Genomic DNA, 16,617 nt, shown 5'->3' with positions numbered 1-16,617 from the left:
TGATGGAACCTGACGGGGGCAGCACTCCCCCGCCCGCAGCCCGAAAGGAATTCCATGCTCCCCGCAGCACGCCACCAGGCAATCGTGGACGCAGTCCAGCGCGAGAGGGTGGTCCGCGTCTCGGACCTGGCCCAGCAGCTTGGTGTGTCGCTCATGACCGTTCGGCGGGACATCGAGCTGCTCGAGGAAGGCGGCCGGGTGGAGCGGATCCACGGCGGCGCCAAGCTTCCCGGCGATGCCAGCACGCACGAACCGGGCTTCGAACAGAAATCCACGCAACTCACGGCCGAGAAACGGGCCATTGCCCTGGAAGCGGCGTCCCTTGTCCATGAAGGGATGGCGGTGGGACTGGGTGCCGGAACCACCACGTGGGCCCTGGCCAAGGAGCTGGTCAACGGACCGCGGATCACTGTTGTGACCAACTCCATCCGCATTGCCGACGTGTTCCATCACGGCTCATCCTCCGGTGCCGGACGGTACGGGTCCACGGTGATCCTGATCGGCGGCGAACGCACGCCGTCGGACGCGCTGGTTGGACCGATTGCGACGGCGGCGCTGAAGCAGCTGCACCTGGACCTGCTGTTCCTGGGCGTCCACGGCATGGATCCCGATGCCGGCTTCACCACGCCCAACCTGCTCGAGGCCGAGACCGACCGTGCGTTCGTGGCGGCCTCGCGCAAGGTGGTGGTGGTGGCCGACCACACCAAGTGGGGCACCCAGGGCATGAGCACCATCTCGGGGTTCGAGGAGGCGGACGAGGTCATCAGCGACTCCGGCCTCAGTGCGGACGCGCGCCGGATCCTGCAGGAAAGCGTCAGCCGGCTGCGGATCGTGGACGCCGGCTAGCGGTGTTGCCGGAAAGCTCTACGGGCAGCCGCAGGACTGCCTGACCAGCAGCTTCGTGGGAAAGACGTGGTGGCGGGGCGGCTCGCCGCGGCCGGCGCCGACCAGCGCGCGCACTGCGGCGTCCGCCATCGCACGGACCGGCTGTTCCACGGTGGTCAGCGGAGGCCACGAATATTCGGCCTCCACCGAGCCGTCGAAGGCGGCCAGGGCAATGTCGCCCGGAACGGTGAGTCCCGCTTCGTGCAGGGCACGGAGGATGCCCACTGCCTGCATGTCAGAGCTCGCAAAAATCGCCGTGGGGCGGTGCCCTGATGCCAGCAGGCGTTTGCCCGCGGCGTAGCCCCCGTCCCGGGTGAAGGCGCTGCGCGCGATGGGGCCCTCGGGCAGTCCGGCAGCCTCGAGCGCCTGCAGCCAGCCCTGTTCGCGGTCATCGGCCTCATTGGCCGTGGTGGTACCCATGGCCAGGCCGATGTTGGTGTGGCCGTGGCCGATCAGGTGTTCCACGGCAGTGCGTGCACCGGCGGCGAGGTCCACGCCGACGCTGGTGACGCCGGCGGGCCTCTCACTGTGGCTGAGCAGGACCGATGAAATCTCCGCCGATTCCAGGTCCGCCAGGTCCGGTTCGGAAAGGACGCTCGCAAGCACCACTCCGTCCACCTGGCGCGCGGCCAGGTTCCGGATGTGCCGGCGTTCCTTGGCGAGGTCGCCGTCGGAGTTGGTCAGGAACAACGCGTAGCCGAGTTCGCCGGCTGCGTCTTCCACCGCGTGCGCCAGCAACGAGAAGAACGGGTTGCTGTTGTCCGGAATGATCAGGCCGATGGTCTCGCTGGACCCGAGTTTGAGGGCACGTGCAGCGGCGTTGGGGCGGTAGCCCAGGACGCGGATCGCGTCCTGGACCTTCGCCTCCGTGGCAGGCGCCACCCGTTTAGGGCCGCCGTTGACAACGTAACTGACCACCGCCGTGCTCACACCCGCATAGCGGGCAACATCCTTGCGGGTTACCGGACCTCGGGTCGGGTGCGTTGCGGGAATGGTCATGGAGTACATGCTAGCTATGCGTCCCGCGGAGCGTCGCCAAAATCGCGGATGGGCAGGCGTTCTCCATTCTGCTGAGCCGAGGCATGCGCCACGATTCCGGGAAGAGTGAACCTCGCGGCCACCCAGGCATTGACGGGCGGCAGCGTTCCTTCATTGACCGCGGTCACGAAGTCGTCCACCAGGAACTGGTGGCTTCCCTCGTGCCCGTTCGGGGCGCCGCGGAATTCCTCCGGCAGGCGGCTGCGGTCATGCACGGGGGCAAGGCCGGAGATGAAGGCGTCGCGCAGTTCCGGCGCGACGTCGGCCAGCGACGGGTCGTCCAGCGGGATGCTGGGCCGGGTTTCCACCTGTTCGGAGATGTCGTGGACGTTTTCCTTGTCCTGCCACACCGTGACCTTGGCCAGCTGCTCGAAGCTGGCTTCGGTGCCGAAGAAGCGGAACCGGGATTCACGGATGTGCGACGGGTAGCCCACACGGCGCATCTCGTTGGTCCGCATCGCGCCGCCGTCGTTCAGTTCAAAGAGTGCGGTGGCATTGGAGAAGTCGTTGCCGAACATGCTGACGTCCTTGTCGAAGACGCCGTCGTCGCGGTCGTCCTTGACGCCGATGCAGCTGACGCTCACCGCGTGGGACGGCAGCGCGCCCAGGACGCCGCCGATGGCGTGGGTGGGGTACAGCATGGGCGGGTAGCTCGCCGTCGACTTCCAGGCGTCTCCGCCGCTGTACTGGTAGGCGTCGTAGAAACCCAGGTCCATGTCGTGGACGTAGTCGCCTTCGCTGTAGAAAATCCTGCCGAACTTACCGGCGGCGTGCTGGTTGCGGGCGTAGACGGTGGCGGGGTTGTAGTAGCTGGTCTCCCCCATGGCGTACACCAGGCCGGTTTCCTTCACGGCCTCGATGATGCGCTCGATCTGTTCTTCCGAAACAGCCATGGGCACAGCGGAGTAGACGTGCTTGCCGGCACGGAGCGCCTGCTCCACCAGCGGGCCGTGGGTCCAGCGCTGCGTAAAGATGGCGACGGCGTCGACGTCGGACGCCAGCAGTTCCTCGAAACTCGCCTTGGTGCCGTCAAGCCCCCAGCGCTCCTGTGCCGCGGCGGCGCGTTCCGGCCGTTCGTCGACGACGTAAACCTCGCTGACTCCCGGGTGGAGCTTGAAGAGATGGGCGAAATGGCCGCCGAACTGCCCGACACCGACGACTCCGATTGAAAACGCCATTGTTTACCTTCCCTTGGCTGGCCCGCGATTGCGGGCATGAAGGCCCCGTATGGGCCTGCGCCAAAGTCTTCCACCCGAATCTACTCGAGTCAACGGATTTGGAAGCGTTAGCCGTAACTTTCTTTGTTTGCAGGAAAAAATACTTGCCACCTCATATCTACTCGTGTAGATTCATCATCAGTTGTTACCCACATCACAGTCAGGAAAGGGTCGATGATGACCACCCTTACCAAGCAGCAACAGGACCCGGCAGCCCGGTCCGGATTCCCCAAGACCGGGAAGACCGCCCGGAAGGGCCGCCTTCGCCGGCTCGGCGACTTGAAGATGGCATTGTTCTTCATCTTCCCGGCAATGATCGGCTTTGTTCTCTTCTATCTGGTGCCCACCATCCGGGGCGTCTACCTCAGCTTCACCGAGTACAGCGTCCTGGGCGACCCCACCTGGATCGGCGTCAAGAACTACACCGCCCTGCTTGGCGATGAACTGTTCTGGAACGCCATGGGGGTCACCGTCCAGTACGTTGGCCTGAACATCGGCTTCCAGACCGTGATCGCCCTAGGACTGGCCCTCCTGATGCATCGGGTGGCAAAGTCCACGTTCATCCGCGGCGCGTTGCTGCTTCCCTTCCTGGTGGCCAACGTCATCGTCGCCCTGTTGTGGTTCTGGATGCTCGACTACCAAATCGGCATCGTCAACGAAATCATCAACTGGATGGGCCTGCCGCGCATCGCCTTCTTCGGCAGCGAGCAATGGGCCATCCCCACCATTGCCGCCGTCAACGTCTGGCGGCACATGGGCTACACGGCCCTCCTGCTCTTCGCCGGGCTGCAGTCGATCCCCAACCACGTCTACGAGGTTGCATCGCTGGACGGCGCGTCCCCCACCCGGACCTTCTGGAGCATCACCATGCCGCTCCTGCGTCCCGTGCTGGTGCTGGTGCTCGTCGTCACCATCATCGGCTCGTTCCAGGTTTTCGACACTGTGGCAGTGACCACCGGCGGCGGCCCCATCAACGCCTCCCGCGTCATCCAGATGTACATCTACCAAAAGGCCTTTGGCGAATCGGACTTCGGCTACGCATCGGCCCTGTCCGTCATTCTCTTCCTCATTCTTGCCCTGGTGGCCTTCGTGCAAATGAAGTTCCTCAAGGGCAACGAATCGGATCTGGACTAAGGAACCCCAGCCATGAGCACCTCCACACTCACCCGCAAGTCCGTCAACAACATTCCCGTCAACAAGAAGCCCGTCAACTGGCGGCGCGTCGGAGCCTGGGCCCTGGTGGCCGTCGCAGTCGCCGTCACCGTGGCGCCCTTCCTGTGGATGCTCCGCACGGCACTGTCCACGAATGCTTCGCTGGCCTCCAACGCAGGTAACCTCCTTCCCGCGGACTTCAACCTCGGGGCCTTCAAGCGGGTCCTCGGAATGCAGAGCCCCGAGGAGGCCATCGCCGAAGGAGGCTCGGGAGCCGCGATCAACTTCTGGCTCTACCTGCGGAACTCGATCATCTTCGCCAGCGTCACCACGGCAGGGCAGGTCTTCTTCAGCGCCATGGCAGCCTACGCGTTCTCCCGGCTCCGCTGGCCCGGACGGAACGCCGTATTCGGACTGTTCCTGGCCACCATGATGGTCCCGCCGATCTTCACCGCGCTGCCCAACTTCCTGATGATCAAGAACCTGGGCCTGCTCAACACCTTTGCCGGCATGACGCTGCCCTTCCTGTTCATGACCCCGTTCGCCATCTTCTTCCTGCGCCAGTTCTTCCTCAGCATGTCCCGGGAAGTGGAAGAGGCCGCCATGCTCGACGGCGCCAAGCACTTGCGGATCTTCTTCCAGATCGTCCTGCCCAACGCAGCGGCGCCGCTGGCCACACTGGCCCTTCTCACTTTCATCGGCCAGTGGAACGAATACTTCTGGCCGCTCCTGGTGGGCCAGGACGAAAACGTCCGGGTGCTCACGGTGGGCCTGGGCGTCTTCAAGTCCCAGTCACCGCAGGGCGCCCCCGACTGGACCGGCCTGATGGCCGCAACGCTCGTGGCCGCGCTCCCGGTGCTCCTGCTGTTCATTGCCTTCGGCAAGAAGGTGGTCAACTCCATCGGCTTCTCCGGAATCAAGTAACACCTTCAGTTCACTTTCCCCAGAAACACGTTCGTCTCCAGTAACACCCTCGAAAGGTCCATCATGAAGAAAACCATCGGCGTCGCAGCTGCCGCCGCGGCAATCGCCCTGTCCCTCTCCGCCTGTGGCGGAGGCAGCCCCGCCTCCAGCGAGGCCAAGGGCGAAATCAACTACTGGCTGTGGGACGCCAACCAGCTCCCGGCCTACCAGCAGTGCGCTGACGATTTCACCAAGGCCAACCCGGACATCAAGGTCAAGATCACCCAGCGCGGCTGGGACGACTACTGGACCACACTGACCAACGGCTTCGTCGCCGGCACCGCCCCGGACGTCTTCACGAACCATCTCTCCAAGTACCCCGAGTACGCCGCGAAAAAGCAGCTGCTCTCCCTCGACGACGCCGTCGCCAAGGACGGCGTCAAGCTGGACAGCTACACCAAGGGCCTGCCGGAACTCTGGGTGGGCCAGGACGGAAAGCGCTACGGCCTGCCCAAGGACTGGGACACCGTAGGCCTGTTCTACAACAAGGCAATGACGGACTCCGCCGGACTCACCGCCGAGCAGATGGCCAACCTGGACTGGAACCCGAAGGACGGCGGCAGCTACGAGAAGGCCATCGCGCACCTCACCACGGACAAGAGCGGCAAGCGCGGCGACGAAGCCGGCTTCGATAAGAACAACGTGGCCGTCTACGGCCTGGGCCTGGCAGGCAGCGGCTCCGGCCAGGGCCAGACCGAATGGAGCTTCCTCAGCGCCACCACGGGTTGGACCGCCACGGACAAGAACCCCTGGGGCACCAAGTTCAACTACGATGACCCCAAATTCCAGGAAACCATCGCATGGTGGGCCGGCCTGATCGAGAAGGGCTACATGCCCAAGCTGGAAACCACCGTCGGCGCCAGCCTGGCCGACAATTTCGGTGCCGGCAAGGCCGCCATCAACACCACGGGTGACTGGCTGATCGGCCAGTACAAGACCTACAAGGGCGTGGAGACGGCGTTCGCACCCACCCCCAAGGGTCCCGACGGCAAGCGTGCCAGCATGTTCAACGGCCTGGCCGACTCCGTCTGGGCGGGCACCAAGAACCCGGCTGCATCTGTCAAGTGGGTTGAATACCTCGGCTCCACCGCTTGCCAGGACGTTGTGGCTTCCAAGGCTGTTGTCTTCCCCGCCATCGCCAGCTCCTCCGAAAAGGCAGCCGAAGCGTTCAAGGCCAAGGGCACCGACGTCTCGGCCTTCACCACACACGTCAAGGAAGGCACCACCTTCCTCTTCCCCATCGCGGACAAAGCGGCCAAAGTTGACGGCATCATGAAGCCCGCAATGGACGCCGTGCTCTCGGGCAAAAAGCCTGCCAGCTCCTTGACCGAAGCCAACAACCAGGTGAACGATCTCTTCAAGTAGACCGCACCTGACGTGACTGCGTAAGTGGTCGCAGTCACGGGCCGGATGCCGCCGTTTCATCCTCGCGAAGCGGCGGCACCCGGTGAACTCCACCCCGCACCCGCATACAAACGAAACCCTACGAACCCCGCCGCCAGCGTCACCGGACGCCCGCCACAACGAAAGAGAAACCCCATGGATCCCCTGCACCTCCGCTCCGCCGGCACCAGCCTGGTGATCAGCTTCGACAGCGGGGAGGCCGAGGTCATTCACTGGGGCGCAGATCTGGGCGCGACACTGCCCGATCTGGCCATCCTCGGCGAACCGATCCCGCCTTCCGCCTCCGACGCAGCCGTCCCGGCCGGGCTGCTGCCGCAGGCGTCGTCGAGCTGGCGCGGACGCCCTGCCCTCCGCGGGCATCGGATCGCCGACGGCGTGCCCGGCTACGACTTCTCCGTCCGCCTCCGCGTCGCGGACGTCAAAGCCGGCGGAACGTCCGCCGTCGGGAATTCAGCTGTGATTGTCCAGTCAGATCCGGACGCCGGCATCACCGTCGAATCCACGCTGGAACTGCACGACGGCGGCCTGCTGGAAATGCGCCACACCGTCACCAACACGGGCACTTCCCCTTTTCAGCTCGACGAACTGGCCACCGTGCTGGCGGTGGCTCCTGACGCCGTCGAACTTCTTGACCTGACCGGGCGCTGGTGCCGGGAACGGCACCCGCAGCGCCGGGCCATCCAGCAGGGCACCTGGGTGCGGACCGGGCGCCACGGGCGCACCGGCCACGACTCCTCGCTGCTGCTGGCCGCCGGCACGGCGAACTTCGGCAACCGCCATGGCAGGGTCTGGGCCACCCACCTTGCCTGGAGCGGAAACCACGAACAGTTCGCGGACACCATCGGCGACGGCAGGACCATGATCGGCGGCTCCGAGCTGCTGGGCCCGGCCGAAGTGATCCTCGAGCCGAACGGCAGCTACACCACCCCCGTACTGTTCGCGGCGTACTCGGACCGCGGCCTGGATGGCATCAGCGAGGCCTTCTACAGCTGGTTCAGGAACCGTCCGCACCACGTGCTGCCCTCGGCGTCAGCCATTTCAGCAGGTAATGCAGGCACCGGCAAGGCCCGGCCCGTGGTGCTCAACGTCTGGGAAGCCGTCTACTTCGACCACGATCTCACCACGCTGGTCGAACTGGCGGATTCGGCGGCGGACCTGGGCGTGGAACGCTTCGTGCTCGACGACGGCTGGTTCCGCGGCCGCCGGCATGACCAGGCGGGCCTGGGCGACTGGTACGTGGACGAGGGCCTGTGGCCGGACGGCCTCACGCCGCTGATAGATGCCGTCACCTCCCGCGGGATGGAATTCGGCCTCTGGGTGGAGCCCGAAATGATCAACCTGGACTCCGACGTGGCGCGCGCCCACCCGGAATGGATCGTTGGACCCGCTGTCCGGTCCTACAAGGACGGCGGCCGGCTGCCGCTGACCTGGCGCCACCAGCACGTCATCGACCTGGTCAACCCCGAGGCCTGGCAGTACGTCTTTGACCGCATCGACGCCCTGCTCCGCGAAAACAACATCAGCTACCTGAAGTGGGACCAGAACCGGGACCTCACCGAACACGGCCACGCCGGGCGCTCCTCCGTGCACCAGCAGACGCTGGCCGCCTACCGCCTCTTTGGCGAACTGAAGAAGGCCCACCCGGGCCTGGAGATTGAGAGCTGCTCCTCCGGCGGAGCCCGTGTGGACCTCGGGATCCTGGAAACGACCGACCGGATCTGGGCTTCGGACTGCAACGACGCCCTGGAACGACAGACCATCCAGCGCTGGACCGGGCTGGTGGTACCGCCGGAGCTGGTGGGCGGTCACATCGGCCCCACCACGTCCCACACGACCGCCCGCACGCACGACGTTTCATTCCGCGCCATCACGGCATTCTTCGGGCACTTCGGCATGGAATGGGATGTCCGCCAGGTCCACGGCGCGGAGCGCGAAGAACTCAAGCGGTTCATCGGCCTGTACAAGGAGCACCGCGGCCTGATCCACTCGGGCCGGATGGTCCGGGCGGATGTTGCCGACGATTCATTCATGCTGCACGGCGTCGTTTCCCAGGGCACCCCGGCGACCGGAGACACGGCAGCTCTGTTCGCGCTGGTCAGCACCCGGACCTCGTTCGCGGAGCGTCCGGGACGCATCACCATTCCGGGACTGGACCAGGACCGCAGCTACCGCGTCGAGGCCATCTTCCCGACACCCGGCGACGCGGACTACGCGCACAACTACACCCAGGCGCAGCCGCCCGCCTGGCTGGCCGCCGGGGCGGATGCCAGCGGCCGGTTCCTGGCCGAGGTGGGGCTGCCCATGCCCGTCCTCAACCCGGAACACGCAGTGCTGCTGCGCCTGACTGCCGCGTAGGTTCACTGCCTGTAGCTTCAGCGCCGTGTAGCTTCAGCGCCACCCAAAGAGCCTGCCGGCCGGGTAGCAACCCGGCTGGCAGGCTCCCTGCTTTCCACTACCGCTTAGCGGGCATCGAAAGTCCCTAGCGGGCGTCGACCAGGACCACCTCGTACGTACTGGCCCCCTGAACGCCGAACTTCGCGTTAACCAGGGCGAGGGTATCGCCGAACAGGGCCCCCGTCGTCGGGACCTGGAAGTCAGGACTGGTGATGACGTCCTTGACCTCGAAGGAATCCAGCCGGGAGTCCAGCCGGACGCGGCTCACCTGGTTGATCATGTTTTGCACGGCCCAGAGGGTGTTCCCCTTCACCACAATCCCGTCCACGTAGGGCAGGCTGGCACCGGTGATCTTTGCGGTGTCGGCGTATTCACCCGATCCCGGCTCCACCGTGTACAGGGCTTCGTTCGCTGAATGCGCCAGGATCAGGGTCCGGCCGCCCCGGACGGCCGCAATGCCGTTCAGGTTGAAGTCGGCAGGAGTCTCAGCAGCAGGTCCTTTCAGCGTGAGCTTCCTGACCTCGTCACCCGGTTTGCCGTGGCGATCCACCGGGACAAAGTACAGCTCGCCCTTCACGGAGTTGGTGAACCAGGCGCCGTCATCCGTGACGGCGACGTCGTTGATGAAAGCCGGATCCGCCGTCAGCTGGTACGTGGCCACGGTCTTCCGTGTGTCCGTGTCATACACGTAGGCCTGTCCGGTGAAGCCGCCGGCAACGAAGAGCAGGCCGTTCTCCACGTCCGCTTTCATGCCGACCGCCATCCGGCCGTCCGGCACATCGATGAACAGTCGGGCGGTTCCGCGGCGGATGTCGCCCCGGAAGATGTCCCCCTTCATGAGGTCCCCGGCGAAAAAGGTGGTGCCCTCTCCCTCGGCTATGCCTTCGGCGGACGAAGCGCCGGGAAGCTCAATGACCTTGTCATCGCCCCTCGTCGACGGCGGGCCGGCAGACGCAACGGGTGCCGGAATTATGAGTGCTGCGAGGGCCACCAGTCCCACGGCGGCACGGCGCATCGCTTTTCCTGAATCCACATTTTTGCAGCGCATGATGACGCTCTCTCCAGATCGGGCTTTTCGCGCGAGCTGACCGGTACGGGAGCTCCGCACGATGGTCCTTCAAGTCTAGGCACCGGCACAAAGCGTGGCCAGAGGTTCGGAAATGGCATGCGTGCCAAGATGGACCATGACCGATTCGTGCGAGGTTTTGGTGGTCGGCGCGGGGCTTGCAGGGCTCCAGTGCGCCCGGGAGTTGCAGGCAGCCGGGCGTGAGGTGCGCGTGTGGGAAGCCGCCGACGACGTGGGCGGCCGGATCCGCACGGAGCACCGGGACGGATTCCTGGTGGACCGCGGGTTCCAGGTCCTGAATCCCGCGTACCCTGCCGTCCGCCGCTGGGTGGACGTCGGTGCCTTGGACCTGCAGCCCTTCGGTGCCGGGCTGGGAGTGCGACGTGACGATGGATTGGCCGTGCTGGCCCATCCCCTGCGCGAACCGCAGCTGATCGCCGGGACCTTCGGCAGCGGCCTGGCGAAGCCGCGCGAGGTGGCTGCCCTCCTTCGCTGGGCGGCTCCCGCCGTCGTCCGGTCCTGGGGACAGTACGACGACGGCGGACGTCGTACCGCCGTGCCCGGCCGGGACGTGACGCTGCGGCAGGCCATGGACGACGCTCGTCTGGCGGGCGGGCTCCGGCGGGTGGTTGAACGGTTCTTCGCCGGGGTGCTCCTCGAAGACGACGGGAGCACCTCCAATGACTTCGCCCGGCTCCTGCTGCGCACCTTCGCGTTCGGAGTGCCGGGGCTGCCGCGACTGGGCATGCAGGCCCTGCCGCGGCAGCTGGCGGCCGCGCTCGCCACGCCTGTCCGCACCGGGACCGCGGTGGATTCCATCCGGCGCGAAGGCGGCTCCATGCTGGTCCGTGCCGGCGGCGCCGAGCTCCGGGCTGAGCAGGTGGTGGTGGCCACGGACCCGGCCGGCGCCGAATCCCTGGCGCTGGGAATCGACGGCGGAGGCGCAACGGGAAGCGGCGTTCCCGCCATGAAGGGCGTGCTGACGCACTGGTTCGCGGCCAGCGAGCCGCCGACCCGGCTGAACCTGCTGTGCGTCGACGCGCGGGAGCGGCCCGGCGGGCCCCTGGTCAATACGGCCCTCGTTTCCAACGCAGCCCCGGGGTACGCCCCCGCCGGCAGGCACCTTGTGCAGACGTCGGCGCTGTTCGGCCCCGGCCGGCCGGTGCCCGGCGATGATGCGGTCCGCCGGCATGCCGCCGAAATCTACGGGGCGGATGCCGCGGGATGGGAGCTGGTGGCCCGGCACGAGGTTCCGAATGCCCTGCCCGTCCAGCCTCCGCCCTTGGGGTCCCCGCAGCCGGCTGAGATCTCCCCCGGACTCTTCGCCTGCGGCGACCACCGCGCCACGGCCTCCATCCAGGGTGCCCTGGAAAGCGGCCACCTCGCGGCGCAGGCTGTCCTGCGCCCGGACTTCGGGTAGCGCGGATGCGCTATTCAGTGTCTCGGCACATCGTGTCCCGGCACATCGCGGCGCCTGCCGCGGAGGTGTGGGAGCTGCTCACCGACGTCGGCCGGTGGCCCGAATGGGGGCCTTCCGTGACGGGTGCAGAGCTGGACTCGCCCGGCTTCACGGCCGGCAGCACCGGCCGGGTGAAGACGGTGGCCGGTGTCAGCCTGCCCTTCACGGTGACGGAATTCCGGGCGGACCGCTTCTGGTCCTGGTCGGTGGCCGGAATCCGCGCCACCGGGCACCTGGTGGTTCCGGAAGGCGACGGCTGCCGGGTCACGTTCACGGTTCCTTGGTGGGCGCCCGCCTATCTCCCTGTTTGCTCAGCGGCACTGCGCCGCATCGCCAGGATCACGGCCCGTCCCGTCAGCCCGCCGTAAAGAACAGCGCACGCTGCATCCGAAGCGATAGATTTGCTCTCATGACTGAAGCCTCCCCCGCCACCGAAGCCGGCCGCGGCACCATCCTTGTCCTCAACGGACCCAACCTGAATCTGCTGGGCACCCGGGAACCGGAGAAGTACGGCACGGCAACGCTGGCCGCCGTCGAACAGCTCGCCAAGGAGGCCGCCGCAGCCTACGGCCTGGAGGTGGAATGCTTCCAGTCCAACCACGAGGGCGCGCTGGTTGACGCCATTCACGCGGCCCGCGGCAAGGCCATCGGCATCGTGCTCAACGCCGGCGCCTACACGCATACCTCCGTGGCCATCCGCGACGCCATCTCCGCGGTACAGCTGCCCGCGGTGGAAGTCCACATCACCAACGTCCATGCCCGCGAAGAGTTCCGGCACCACTCGTATCTTTCGGACATCAGCAAGGCCGTGATCGCCGGTGCCGGCGTGATGGGCTACCGGTTCGCCGTCGAATACCTCGCAGAACTGAACGCCGGCAAGGCCTGATCATGGGTGCGGGGAACGCGGGCACCGCGGACTGGTACCGGAACTTCGGCACCTTTGATGCGCCGGCTTCCTCCCCGTGCTACGCAGAATGGTCGCTGGGAATCGCCGGCGATACTGAACTGATCAGCCGCATCGAACAGTGGCCGCACAACAAGCGGCAGCCCCTCCTGATCCTGGCGGCAGCCCGGTTCCTCGGCGCCGGGATCACCCCGTACCGCGAGTTCCGGGAGTTCCTCCTGGCACGCTGGGACGAGGTCTCGCGGGTCGTGCTCTCCCGCGCCACCCAGACCAACGAGGCGGGCCGGTGCACCACGCTGCTGCCGTCCCTCGCCGCCATCGCAGGCTCGACGGGCCGTCCGCTGGCACTGATCGAGGTGGGTGCTTCCGCCGGGCTTGCGCTGTTTCCGGACAAGTACGCCTACGAGTACGACGACGGCGGCTCAGTCACGCGGCTGGTGCCGCAACCGGACGGGGCGCGCCCCGCGGCGGAGGAAGCGCCCGTTCTGCGCTGCGCAGTGCAAGGTGCCATGCCATCGCGATAGCGCAGCAGGATCCGCCGCTGCTGGTGGCCGGCGACCTCAACGAGCAGCTGGTTTCGCTAGCGGACCAGGCGCCGCCGGACGCCACCCTGGTGGTATTCCACAGCGCGGTGATGGCCTACCTAAATGCCTCCCAGCGGGAAGCCTTCCGCGCCACCATCGGCACCCTTGCGGCAGAGCGCGGCTGCCACTGGCTGTCCAACGAGGGCCACACCGTGCTTGCCCAGGCGGACGGCTCCGTGGTGGTGCCGGAAATGGATGACTCAAGGCTGCGCGGACGGTTCCTCCTCCTCCAGGACGGCGTGCCCGTGGCCATCGCCGGGCCGCACGGCCAAACCCTGGAGTGGCTCTAGGGTCCCCGCCTGCTTGCATCTGGTCCCCGCACCACTTACTTCTGGATGCACTGCCCGGAGGAAACAGGGCTGCTCAGGCCCGGCGCCTGGGCGGCCACCGGGCCCAGGTCATCCATCGTGATGGCAAATCCGAGCTCGGCATCGGACGTGGCCTTGGCGAAGATCACACCGGCAACCATGCCTTCGGTGGTGAGGAGCGGCCCGCCGGAGTTGCCCGGCTGGACATCGCCGGCAAGCCGGTACACGTCTTCGGGAGCGGGGTTGCCGCCATAGATGTCAGGGACCAGGACGGTGGCGATGTCCTGCACCGTTGCCGGTTTGGACTGGAAAGGACCGCCGTGCGGGTAGCCTGCGAACGCGGCCGGGCTGCCTGCCGGCAGGTCCGCGCTCAGCTGGAGCGGAGACGACGGAAGTCCGTCCACGGCAAGGACGGCGAGGTCATGCTGGCTGTCGAAATACACCACCCTGCCGGGCATGGCCCCTCCGCCCGGGATCTCCACCACAGGCTGCGACACGCCCGCCACCACATGGGCGTTGGTCACAACCCGCCCCGGCGACACCACAAAGCCGCTGCCGGTCTGGTTCTGGCCGCATTGGTAGGCGGTGCCCGCGATTTTCAGGACCGACTCCGCTGCCCGGTTCAGGGCCGGGGTGTCCGTGCTCGCGTTGGGAATGGCCACCTGCTGGCCCTGCCCGAGCCCTTCGATGAGCGTGGGTATGCCGTCCCCGATCACGGTGGAGCGCAGCTGCGCCACGGCTGTTTTCACCGGCACGGGCGTGAGTCCGTCGATGAAGCGAATGACCTTGGATTCCGCCAGCTGCTGGGAAACGAACGGCACGCCCAGGGCGCTGATGCTGAAGGAGAGCATGGACATCACGAGCGCTGCCACCACCACGTTGACTGCTCCGCCCACCACCCGGTCCATGGCCCGCAGCGGCTGGATCCGCACGGCACTGCGGATTTTGCGGCCGATCATGGTCCCGAGCGCATGCCCCAGGACTATAAGCACGACGGCGGCGGCGACGATCGCGGTGAGCCTCCAGCCGCTGTCTTCCACGAGGTTGCTGACGATGGGCACGGACACAAACGCCGCCACGGCACCGACGACGAACCCGGCGATGCCGCCGAGGGTCACCAGGAAGCCATTGCGAAGGCCATAGATCAGGTAGGACAGCAGCGTCAGGATCAAGGCCAGGTCCAGGATGGTCAAGCCGAACACACGGGCTCCTCACAAAAACAGGTAAGCCCCAATTCTAGTGGCGAACCCTGACAGTTTGCCGTGACTGACAGCCGCCCCGGGCAAACCGCGAGGCGCCCCGGAAAGCCCGGTCCCGCCGTCGAAATCTGCGCTGGAAACGCACTCCAGAGGCCCTGGACCGGCCTCGGAAGGCCCATTTCAGGCGTTTCACGTGCCAAGTACGTCACAGAACCTTCAAAATTCTGAAACAATGGCTGAAGCGCCCCAGCCGACACATTTTACTCAGGAGAATTCATGGACATCGAGGTATTGCGCCGCGCACCCCTTTTCGCCACGCTCGACGACGAAGCATTCCGTCTGCTCACGGACGAGCTCACCGAGGTGGACCTGTCACGCGGAGCCTCGGTGTTCCGCGAAGGCGACCAGGGTGATCAGCTCTACTTCATCGTCTCCGGCAAGGTAAAGCTGGGCCGCACGTCCCCGGACGGCCGCGAGTCGCTGCTGGCGATCCTCGGCCCGGGTGAGCTCTTCGGCGAAATGGCCCTCTTCGATCCGAGCCCCCGCACGGCCACGGCAACCGCCGTCTCGGAGACCCGACTCGCCGGCCTGAAGAACGAAAGCCTCAACGCCCTGCTGCGCACCCGCCCGGAGGTCTCGGCCCAGCTGCTGCAGGCACTGGCCCGCCGCCTGCGCCGCACCAACGACTCGCTGTCGGACCTTGTTTTCTCCGACGTTCCGGGCCGCGTGGCCAAGGCGCTGCTGGACCTGGCCGACCGCTTCGGCCGCCCGGCAACCGACGGCGTCCTGGTGGCTCACGAGCTCACCCAGGAAGAGCTGGCCCAGCTGGTGGGCGCCTCCCGCGAAACCGTGAACAAGGCCCTGGCCGAGTTCGTCCAGCGCGGCTGGCTCCGGCTGGAAGCCCGTGCCGTGGTGATCCTGGACATGCAGCGCCTCCGTCAGCGCTCCCGCTAGTCATTCTGCGGCATTGAATCAAGGAAATTGCGCATCCCTTCCCTAGCGGGAAATGACGCGCAAAATGCCTGGCGACCCCCGAATAACGGTGTCGCCAGGCATTTTCTGTGTCGTCAGTCTATTTGCGGGTCGGGAACGAGCGGGCACGCAGAGGATGTCAGAGCGGGCGGCCTACCGCTCCCGCTGCGGCTCGCCCGCGACCGTCTTGGCGGCCTCGACTTCGAGCATCAGCTTGCCGCCTTCTTCGACGAGCTTCGGCTGGTAGACGTGCGCCTTGCGCTTGTAGCTCAGGTAGGCGATGCACCCGTTCGCGGCCGCCATCTTCTCGAGCATGATCTCTGAGCCTGGCACCAGCAGCTGGCCGAGGGTCAGGCCCACGGTGTTTTCCTGGCCCACTTCATCGCCCAGGGCGGTGGTGTCACGCTCCGCAATGACTTTGCTGGCGCAGACCCAGCGGCCCCAGACACCTTTGCTTTCCAGCAGCGTGGGCTGCTGGTTCACGGGCACGGTGGCGGCAAAGTACCGGGTGTTGAAGCGGCGGTGGGCGAAGTCGGGGCTGAGCCAGTTGACCAGCGGTTTCAGCAGGTCGGTACGGATGGAAAGCCCGCGCTTGGCCAGGACGTCGATGAAGGATTTTTCCTGCTCGGCAACGGCAATCCGGGCCCGCATCCATTCCGGCGTGGAAGTGGCCTCCACGGTGGTGGACAGGTCCGGGCCGGCCAGGAGTACACCGGTTTCTTCGAAGAGTTCTCGGATGGCGCCCACCACGTGGCGGCGCGCCAGCCCGACGTCGTCCGTTCCCATTTGTTCCGCCCAATGCTGCGGTGAGGGGCCCAACCAGCTGACGGCGTCGTCGTCGGAAGCCTCAAGGGAACCGCCGGGAAAGGCGAGGACTCCGAGCGGCGAGGACCCTGGGCGGTAGCCCAGCCAGGTTTCCAGCCCTGAGGGTGCGTCGCGGAGCAGGACGACGGAGGATGCGAGGCGGGCGGCACGTGGTGTCCGCTCGCCGTGTTCGAGCCAGCTTTGTGCTGCCCCCTCAAGATCGGGAGGCAGCACAAACAGGCGACGGGCTAACTGGGGCAAGGGAAGT

At 66.4% G+C, this 16,617-nt stretch carries 14 protein-coding genes and 1 pseudogene; 10 read left to right on the top strand and 5 right to left on the bottom strand.

The genetic code is table 11. The features are described from left to right. Positions 1-54 precede the first annotated feature (54 nt). Complete coding sequence (locus PV761_RS15685; RefSeq protein ID WP_347898099.1) at positions 55-846, top strand: DeoR/GlpR family DNA-binding transcription regulator; 792 nt, start codon at positions 55-57, stop codon at positions 844-846. An 18-nt stretch (positions 847-864) separates the two neighbouring features. Here the strand turns inward: PV761_RS15685 and PV761_RS15680 are convergent, their stop codons facing one another. Together PV761_RS15680 and PV761_RS15675 are read right to left on the bottom strand one after the other, a co-directional pair. Next, positions 865-1,884 carry a LacI family DNA-binding transcriptional regulator gene (locus PV761_RS15680; RefSeq protein WP_028269903.1) on the bottom strand — a complete coding sequence of 340 codons (1,020 nt, stop codon included), beginning with the start codon at positions 1,882-1,884 and terminating at the stop codon, positions 865-867. Positions 1,885-1,898: 14 nt separating this feature from the next. Continuing rightward, positions 1,899-3,101: a Gfo/Idh/MocA family oxidoreductase gene (locus PV761_RS15675; RefSeq protein ID WP_028269902.1), complete on the bottom strand. Its 1,203-nt coding sequence runs from the start codon at positions 3,099-3,101 to the stop codon at positions 1,899-1,901. Between the two features lie 216 nt (positions 3,102-3,317). Here PV761_RS15675 and PV761_RS15670 point away from each other — a divergent pair, with 216 nt between their 5' ends. The 4 genes from PV761_RS15670 (at position 3,318) to PV761_RS15655 (ending at position 9,014) form a co-directional block, all read left to right on the top strand. Beyond that, a complete protein-coding gene (locus tag PV761_RS15670; protein WP_347898150.1) occupies positions 3,318-4,274 on the top strand; it encodes a sugar ABC transporter permease in 957 nt (318 codons plus the stop codon). A 12-nt stretch (positions 4,275-4,286) separates the two neighbouring features. Further along, positions 4,287-5,216, top strand: coding sequence for a carbohydrate ABC transporter permease (locus PV761_RS15665; protein WP_347898096.1), 930 nt, complete (start codon positions 4,287-4,289; stop codon positions 5,214-5,216). 63 nt (positions 5,217-5,279) lie between these two features. Beyond that, on the top strand, positions 5,280-6,620 hold the full coding sequence (locus PV761_RS15660) for a sugar ABC transporter substrate-binding protein (protein WP_347898094.1): 1,341 nt from the start codon (positions 5,280-5,282) through the stop codon (positions 6,618-6,620). A 174-nt stretch (positions 6,621-6,794) separates the two neighbouring features. Beyond that, a complete protein-coding gene (locus tag PV761_RS15655; RefSeq protein WP_347898092.1) occupies positions 6,795-9,014 on the top strand; it encodes an alpha-galactosidase in 2,220 nt (739 codons plus the stop codon). A gap of 124 nt (positions 9,015-9,138) precedes the next feature. Here the strand turns inward: PV761_RS15655 and PV761_RS15650 are convergent, their stop codons facing one another. Continuing rightward, positions 9,139-10,068, bottom strand: coding sequence for a hypothetical protein (locus tag PV761_RS15650; RefSeq protein WP_347898090.1), 930 nt, complete (start codon positions 10,066-10,068; stop codon positions 9,139-9,141). Positions 10,069-10,237: 169 nt separating this feature from the next. Here PV761_RS15650 and PV761_RS15645 point away from each other — a divergent pair, with 169 nt between their 5' ends. The 4 genes and pseudogenes from PV761_RS15645 to PV761_RS15630 all read left to right on the top strand — a co-directional run bounded on the left by PV761_RS15645 (position 10,238) and on the right by PV761_RS15630 (position 13,356). Further along, a complete protein-coding gene (locus PV761_RS15645) occupies positions 10,238-11,539 on the top strand; it encodes an NAD(P)/FAD-dependent oxidoreductase (RefSeq protein WP_347898088.1) in 1,302 nt (433 codons plus the stop codon). A gap of 17 nt (positions 11,540-11,556) precedes the next feature. Next, positions 11,557-11,946 carry an SRPBCC family protein gene (locus tag PV761_RS15640; protein ID WP_347898086.1) on the top strand — a complete coding sequence of 130 codons (390 nt, stop codon included), beginning with the start codon at positions 11,557-11,559 and terminating at the stop codon, positions 11,944-11,946. 41 nt (positions 11,947-11,987) lie between these two features. Continuing rightward, the gene (gene aroQ, locus PV761_RS15635; protein WP_347898084.1) at positions 11,988-12,464 is read left to right on the top strand and encodes a type II 3-dehydroquinate dehydratase; all 477 of its coding nucleotides are present in this window, start codon (positions 11,988-11,990) and stop codon (positions 12,462-12,464) included. 2 nt (positions 12,465-12,466) lie between these two features. Next, positions 12,467-13,356 (top strand): annotated as a pseudogene (locus tag PV761_RS15630) (DUF2332 family protein). A 35-nt stretch (positions 13,357-13,391) separates the two neighbouring features. Here PV761_RS15630 and PV761_RS15625 read toward each other — a convergent pair. Further along, a complete protein-coding gene (locus PV761_RS15625; RefSeq protein WP_347898082.1) occupies positions 13,392-14,576 on the bottom strand; it encodes a MarP family serine protease in 1,185 nt (394 codons plus the stop codon). Positions 14,577-14,849: 273 nt separating this feature from the next. On the opposite strand from PV761_RS15625, the gene PV761_RS15620 reads away from it, so the two are divergent. After that, positions 14,850-15,527: a Crp/Fnr family transcriptional regulator gene (locus PV761_RS15620; RefSeq protein WP_011693220.1), complete on the top strand. Its 678-nt coding sequence runs from the start codon at positions 14,850-14,852 to the stop codon at positions 15,525-15,527. 171 nt (positions 15,528-15,698) lie between these two features. Here the strand turns inward: PV761_RS15620 and PV761_RS15615 are convergent, their stop codons facing one another. Then, complete coding sequence (locus tag PV761_RS15615; RefSeq protein WP_347898079.1) at positions 15,699-16,610, bottom strand: NUDIX hydrolase; 912 nt, start codon at positions 16,608-16,610, stop codon at positions 15,699-15,701. Positions 16,611-16,617 lie beyond the last annotated feature (7 nt).

It is taken from the genome of Arthrobacter sp. CC3 (genome assembly GCF_039907775.1).
Lineage (GTDB): Bacteria > Actinomycetota > Actinomycetes > Actinomycetales > Micrococcaceae > Arthrobacter.
The sequence above is the reverse complement of the archived record's forward strand: the minus strand, read 5'-3'. Positions and strand labels throughout refer to the sequence as shown.